The following is a 7023-nucleotide window of genomic DNA, read 5'->3' on the forward strand; positions in this document are numbered from 1 at the left end:
GATGAATATATTGCATATATCAGATATACATTTTCGTAGAAAGTATGAGGCCTGCGATGAAGGCTATAAAGGCATGCTGGCAAAGATGCAAAGCCCGCTTATTCCACTAGAAAAGTGCTTGAATCACCTTCTTCAGCAAAGCACGATTGATTTAGTGATCATTAGCGGAGATTTGACCGAAGATGGCGAGATCGATGATTACCGCTACTTAAAAAACTGGTTGAAAAATAGTTTAGGCAGTACGAATATCATTGTAACTTTAGGAAACCATGATATCAAAGAGCATTTTCGCGTCGGCTGGTGCAACGAATCGGCTTCTTCTACGCCTTACAATCAAGTGGTCAATTTCCCAGAGTTTACCGTCATTTCCTTTGACAATTCAAGTCATGGGTATGCTGATGGAATCGTTGATGGGCAACAATTTGAATGGTTAGAACAAGCTTTGGAACAAGAGAAAAATCAACCGATCGTCTTAGTAACACATCACCATTTATTGCCACAACAAAGCAGTATTCAAAAATGGCCGGGAACAGAACAATTTCTAAAATTGATCGCTCCGTATAATATCAGCTGTATTTTGAATGGTCACACCCATCATACGTTTAACGATGAAATTAATGGTATCCCCTATTTTACGGTGTCCAGTATGTCTTTTGTTGGCGAAGATGAAGGAGATGGCGTCGTACGATTTGAAGAACGTCACGGGTACAACTTTTATCGTCTTGAACATGGACGCGTGACTCAACAAACAACAGAGAACTTTATTTCTGGACACGTCCTGAAAACTCTTGATATGAGTAAATAACCAAGAAAAAAGGAGACCGACCAGCGAATACCGCTTCGGTCTCTTCTATATAATTAAGGAGGGTACGAATGAACATTACGTTTCTTGAAACGAGTGATATTCACGGTTATGTTTATCCCACAGATTATTCAGGTAAGAATGGCTTGCCCTTTGGCGCCGCTAAAGTAGCTGCAAAATTGAAAGAGCTGCGTACAAAAGCTGATGGTCCGGTAATTACGATCGAAAATGGCGACTTCATTCAAGGCTCCCCATTGAGTTATTACCTTGCAAAAGAAAAGCGCTCGATACAGGAATTAACTAATTTGATCAATCTGATGGATTATGACGCTCAAGTGATTGGAAATCACGAGTTTAACTACGGCATTGATTATCTAAAACAAGCCTTACAGAACTATACAGCACCGGTTCTGGCCGCAAATATTTTGGATAAGGATGGGCAGCCTTATTTCGGCAAGGCCTATACAATTATCGAGAAGTCTGGAATAAAAGTCGCTGTTTTAGGATTAACCACCCAGTACGTCCCCCACTGGGAAAAACCAGAAACGCTTGAAGGACTGACTTTTGAAAGCATCATCGAAACAGCAAAAAAATATGTTCCTCTCTTGAAAAAAAAAGCGGATTTAGTAGTCGTCAGTTATCATGGCGGTTTTGAAAGAATGTTGACGACTGGAGAAGCAACAGAAGCATTAACTGGAGAGAATGAAGGCTACAAACTTCAACAGGAAGTCGATGGGATCGATGCGCTGTTCACGGGGCATCAGCACCGATTGATTGCCGATAAAATCAACGATGTTCCGATTGTCCAGCCAGGATATCGCGGAAATCAGATTGGCGAAATTCAGTTGACAGTAGAACAAATGGACGATCAAGTTATTGTCACCGATAGCTATGCTGTATTGCACTCTGTTGAAGATGCCATTCCTGATCCGCAAGTTATTTCAGCTATTGAACCAATGGAAACAGAATTGGAAAACTGGTTAGATCAAACATTGGGGAAAGTGGATGGTGACATGCGAATCGCTGATCCGATGCAAGCACGTTTGGTGGAACATCCTTATATAGAATTTATCAATCGTGTCCAATTATTTTCCAGTGGAGCAAAGATCTCTGTAACCGCACTCTTTAACAACGATGGAAAAGGCTTCGATCAGACAATTACGATGCGAGATGTCATTACGAATTACATCTATCCAAACACATTGGCCGTCATAAAAGTTAATGGTGCAGATTTGCGTGCTGCCTTGGAACAAACGGCTAATTATCTGGCCGTAAAAGATAGCAAGATCATCTTTAACCCCGCTTATATTCAGCCAAAACCACAATATTATAACTATGATATGTACGAGGGGATTCAATACACGATCGATATGAATCACCCTCCTGGACAGCGAATCACCGAACTAAATTTTCAAGATCTCCCTATTACTCCTGACCAAGAACTCGAAGTAGTGACGAATCAATACCGCGCAATCGGCGGTGGAAATTACACGATGTTTAGTGCCGATAAAATCATTCGAGAAATCCAGATTGACATGACAGAATTGATCGCTGACTATTTGAAAAAGTATCCCATTATAAAAGCTGAAACCGATCATAATTTCCAAGTGATTTTATAAAAGCAAAAAAGCTGCCGCTGTAAACCTTCCGTGAGGTTTACAGCTGGCAGTTTTATTTTCGAAATTGTGCATCGTATAAATTGCGATACGCGCCGCCTTTTCCCATCAATTCCTCATGAGTCCCTTCCTCAAGGATTCCCTCAGAACTAACAACAACAATACGAGTCGCATGTTTGATTGAAGCCAAGCGATGAGCAATAATAAGTGTTGTCCGCCCTTTTGCTAATATGTTCAGCGATTCTTGAATAACTTGTTCTGTTTCAGTATCTAAAGCAGAAGTTGCCTCATCTAAAATCAAAATTGGTGGATTTTTTAAGAACATACGAGCAATTGCTACCCGCTGTTTTTGCCCCCCGGAAAGCTTAACTCCCCGCTCACCAATTTGAGTGTCAATTCCATCAGGCATTTGTTCTAAAACACCATCAAGGTGAGCCAGCTTAGCTGCCTGCAAAATCTCTTCTTCACTCGCATCTAAACGGCCATAAGCGATGTTTTCTCGGATACTTCCCGGAAATAGAAACACGTCCTGCTGAACGATTCCGATTTGATTTCGCAAAGATGTGAGCGTCATCTCGTCAATAGCAATATGATCAATGGTGATTTGACCATCTGATACTTCGTAAAAACGCGGCAGCAAATTGCACAATGTTGTTTTTCCTGATCCGCTTTGCCCCACGAAAGCCACTGTTTCTCCTTGATTAATCGTAAGGTTTATATGATTCAAAACTTTTTTTCCATCAGCATAAGAGAATGACACATCGTCATAGTTGATATCTCCTGACAAATGACTCACATTCAACGCATTTGGTTGGTCAATAATCGTTGGTTTTTTGTCCAATTCTTCTGTTAGGCGCTTAAATCCAGCGATCCCCTTTGGATAACTTTCAATCATAGTGTTGATTTTTTCAATTGGACGAACGAAAACATTGGCAAGAAGAATAAATCCGACAAATTGCCCATTCGTTAATTCGCCCTGAATCACATAATAAGAACCGAAAATCAAAGTAAATAAATTAATTAAGCGAATCAATAGGTAGTTATACGCCGAACTGACAGCCATCACTCGATAAAAAAGAATTTTTGATTTGCGATACGCTTCGCTCAATCCGCCAAACCGATGATATTCGTGTTCTTCATTGGCAAAGGATTGCGTTACCCGAATCCCGCTGACAGAGGCTTCGACACCAGCATTGAATTCACCCAAATCTTCATAAATACGAGTATTCACATGAGTCATCTTTTTGTTGAAGAACACTAACGCGATTGTAATCAGCGGCAATACAGCAAAAGTCGCAAGCGCTAATTTCACATGTGTACTGAGCATTAGCAAGAAAGCGCCGATTAGTGTCATAATCGTGATAAAAACATCCTCCGGTCCGTGGTGAGCCACCTCAGAGATTTCAAACAAAGAGTTATGTTGTACATTAAAAATTTATATTCATTTCCCCCCCCACCGCTCAGCCAGTCTGGGCGGTTTTTCTGCACACAAAAACCCCACTCCTCGGATGGATGAGAAGTAGGGGATATTTTCATATTTGCGATAATTTTTTTATATAGACTAATAAACCAGCCTCTGACTGGAAACCATTAAGTAAACTAAATCCATTCTTTTCATAAAATTTTCTTACTTTTGGTATATCCTCACACTCTAACCAGAGTATTTTACCGCCCAACATTCGATATACTTGTTTAATTGTTCCGTAAGCAATTGCCAGAATATCTCTCCCAGTGATTTTGAGGTCTTCGTGATTAGTGTAGTTCTTCCCTAGTTGTCCCAAAAGCATGGACGAAGCTGAATAATTATTTTTATTCGTTCTGTGCCCGCTACCAAGTAGCGTTCTCTTTTGAGAGTTTGATAATTTTTCGAAATTCTTTTTTGTTACATTTAGCGATTTGTTAGCTATTGAAAAATATCCTGCAAAAAAAGGAACAGTTTCACTATCATCTTGCGTATAAAACACTAAATATGTTCTAGAGATTCCAGCATCTTCGAATTGTATTGCTTTACTATGCAAAAAAGACTCTACATCTTTTGACTTTGACGAAAAAGTAAGGAGGAGCTTTTTGGCATCCTCCTTACTTGTAGATTCGATTAACTCACAGAGACTAACATTTACTAACGTCATACTTATTTATCCTTTATCATCCGTTTTACAAGGCTGTTTATTGCACTTCTATCATGAATAGACTTAGTTTTATGGTTTGATTCTATGTCTACTCTTTTCGAACTAGCTAATGCTCCAATCAAATTTTCTGCACTTTTGGTAGTTAGCGTGAATTCTTTCGTAAATGTCTTAGTAGCCATAAAAATCACTCCTTTATCTATTAGCTAACTATAATATAACATTAGCTAATAAACTAAGCAACTAAAAGCTCGTGAAAACTGTTAATAAAACAGAGTATTATACACAAAACGTGTAATTTTCTGTTGATAAACCGCAATAATTTGGGTGTAAGCGTAATTGTTAACGCAAATTTAAATAACAAAAAACCCCACTCCTCGGATGGATGAGAAGTGGGGAAACGAAATGCAAGAGTATGCTCTCTATGTTGGTAGTATACCATATTTTTATCAAGTAGCAATAAAATAGCCTAGCGGATTCTTCAAGTTGTCTTACTACATTTGAGGTTCCTGTGTCCACTCAACTATACGCAACATCCGCTAGGCCGTTCAGTTAATAAGGGATTCTTCAAACTCCCACGTTCCTTTCGTGTCGATTCTCACCGACAGGTTCACTATTTGTTTGCCATTTCTGACAATCTATCGGGAATTCTCTATCCCTTACACCTATTTTATACCACTTTTCGGAAACGTTTACAAATAGTTTGCTTGAAAAAAACCTTAGCTCTCGCTAGGGTAAAGATTATGGTAGAGTTAAATTGATAGTAAGTTTAATTCTAAAATACTATTGTTAAGATTATTTATATAAAGTATCATATAGAAAGAAAGGTGGTAAAAGTGTTGGCAAAGTACGAGTTTTCCGTAAGATATGCAGGAGAAGCCTTAGTTGATGGTAGGATTCCGATTAGAGACTTGGCCCCTTCTTTGTTAGCTCTTTCTGAGGCCTTTCAAGAAATACAAAAAATTTCTCATCCATATCAACAGCCTGTTTCACTGGATATTAAAGCATCTGAAAAGGGCTCATTCATAGTTGATTTGATTCTGGCAAATGGAAACGATTTGTTGTCTCATGCTATTGATTTGCTAAACGGAAATGAATCAGAGGCTTTACGTAATTTAATCGAGTTGACTACCGGTTTTACAGCAGCTGTTATTTTTATTTCTAAAGTTGGAAAAAAGAAAATTAAGAGAAAAAAGGAATTACCTGAAGGAAAAGTGAACATTACTTTAGACGATGAAACTTCAATCACCGTTTCTAAAGAAACTTTTGAAGCATACCGAAACATCGAATTTAGAAAAACGACTAAAGAGTTCGTTCGCCCTCTAGAATCAGATGGAATTGATGCAATAGAATTTTCTACAGAGAAGGACACTTCTGTCTCAATATCTAAGCAAGATGTCTCTGCTTTTGAGGTTCCAGAAGTTGAAGATAAAGAATTCCCATCAACTGAAAGCACAGTATATTTACAAATAATCAACATATCATTTGCAAATGAAAAGTGGAAACTAACTGATGGAAACAAACCTTTTTGGGCAAAAATTGAAGATAAAGCATTCCTTGCTTCTATTGAAAATAATCAACAACAGTTTGGTGCTAGTGACGCTCTAAAAGTTATATTGGAAACACAGCAAAAGTTCACTGATAATGGTTTGAAGACCGAATATTCCGTAAAGAAGGTAATTGAACACATTAAAGGTCCTAAGCAATTAAAATTAGACTTTGAAGAATAGCCATATTTTCTGCGCGCCTTCTCTTTTAGAGAAGGTTTTTATCTACCCCATAGGACTCGAACCTACGACCGACGGATTATGAGTCCGTTGCTCTAACCAACTGAGCTAAGGGTACGAAAAAGCCATCTCCCGATAAGAGATGGTCTTAGTTGATGAGCGATTGAAGGTGCTCATCGATTAGCTATTGGCATGGATTAGTATATACCTTTTGAGAACCATTATCAATTAATTCGCTTCGCCCTGTTGTGAATCCTTCAACACAGTGTTACCATAAAAAAAGAGTCGCAGAATTTCCCCCAGAGACACTTCCCCAAGTTCCCTGATTCTGCGGCTCTCTTTTTTAGCACGTTCGGCTGATTATACCAAATTGATGTATTTATAGCAAAGAAAATGACAGGTAAATCGAATTAAGTAAAAAATAGACCGGCCTATTACCTGGGATGGTAGGCCGGTCTTTAGCATGCATCGACGAGGGACGCCCATCAATAGAATAAAATTACCATTTGGCTCATCGTAAGTCAATAAAAACAAAGAGCCACTTCGCGATAAAGTGGCTCAATGCTTTAAGGATACTACAAGGATTGAAAAGGAATTTCATATCCATTTATAAGGAGCTAATCTTATAAGGCGTGCCTAATTTTTATATTAGGCTATTTATAATATACTTAACGTTAAATTATTTGTCAACGATAAACTAATACTTAAACCCTTTAATGTGCGCTGGATTAATACCGACATCCTTCACTTTA

The 7023-nt window shown here is 38.5% G+C and carries 6 protein-coding genes and 1 tRNA gene; 3 read left to right on the forward strand and 4 right to left on the reverse strand.

Annotated elements, in window-relative coordinates; translation table 11 throughout:
• The first annotated feature begins 1 nt into the window (after position 1).
• Complete coding sequence (locus IGI38_RS18800; protein WP_438733359.1) at positions 2–805, forward strand: metallophosphoesterase family protein; 804 nt, start codon at positions 2–4, stop codon at positions 803–805.
• A 68-nt stretch (positions 806–873) separates the two neighbouring features.
• A complete protein-coding gene (locus IGI38_RS18805) occupies positions 874–2421 on the forward strand; it encodes a bifunctional metallophosphatase/5'-nucleotidase (protein WP_438733360.1) in 1548 nt (515 codons plus the stop codon).
• A gap of 52 nt (positions 2422–2473) precedes the next feature.
• Here IGI38_RS18805 and IGI38_RS18810 read toward each other — a convergent pair whose 3' ends face one another.
• The 3 genes from IGI38_RS18810 to IGI38_RS18820 all read right to left on the reverse strand — a co-directional run bounded on the left by IGI38_RS18810 (position 2474) and on the right by IGI38_RS18820 (position 4726).
• Positions 2474–3829, reverse strand: coding sequence for an ABC transporter ATP-binding protein (locus IGI38_RS18810; RefSeq protein ID WP_438733361.1), 1356 nt, complete (start codon positions 3827–3829; stop codon positions 2474–2476).
• A 121-nt stretch (positions 3830–3950) separates the two neighbouring features.
• Positions 3951–4547, reverse strand: coding sequence for a GNAT family acetyltransferase (locus IGI38_RS18815; protein WP_438733362.1), 597 nt, complete (start codon positions 4545–4547; stop codon positions 3951–3953).
• A 2-nt stretch (positions 4548–4549) separates the two neighbouring features.
• On the reverse strand, positions 4550–4726 hold the full coding sequence (locus IGI38_RS18820) for a hypothetical protein (protein ID WP_438733363.1): 177 nt from the start codon (positions 4724–4726) through the stop codon (positions 4550–4552).
• Between the two features lie 657 nt (positions 4727–5383).
• On the opposite strand from IGI38_RS18820, the gene IGI38_RS18825 reads away from it, so the two are divergent.
• Complete coding sequence (locus IGI38_RS18825; RefSeq protein WP_438733364.1) at positions 5384–6274, forward strand: hypothetical protein; 891 nt, start codon at positions 5384–5386, stop codon at positions 6272–6274.
• Between the two features lie 41 nt (positions 6275–6315).
• Here IGI38_RS18825 and IGI38_RS18830 read toward each other — a convergent pair.
• Positions 6316–6389, reverse strand: a tRNA-Ile gene (locus tag IGI38_RS18830).
• Between the last annotated feature and the right edge of the window lie 634 nt (positions 6390–7023).

The organism is Enterococcus sp. AZ128, from assembly GCF_051714485.1.
Lineage (GTDB): Bacteria > Bacillota > Bacilli > Lactobacillales > Enterococcaceae > Enterococcus_A.

Coding starts and splice junctions, on each gene's coding strand:
- IGI38_RS18820 (WP_438733363.1), bottom strand. CDS start 4,726: ATGGCTACTAAGACATTTACGAAAGAATTCACGCTAACTACCAAAAGT.
- IGI38_RS18805 (WP_438733360.1), top strand. CDS start 874: ATGAACATTACGTTTCTTGAAACGAGTGATATTCACGGTTATGTTTAT.
- IGI38_RS18815 (WP_438733362.1), bottom strand. CDS start 4,547: ATGACGTTAGTAAATGTTAGTCTCTGTGAGTTAATCGAATCTACAAGT.
- IGI38_RS18800 (WP_438733359.1), top strand. CDS start 2: ATGAATATATTGCATATATCAGATATACATTTTCGTAGAAAGTATGAG.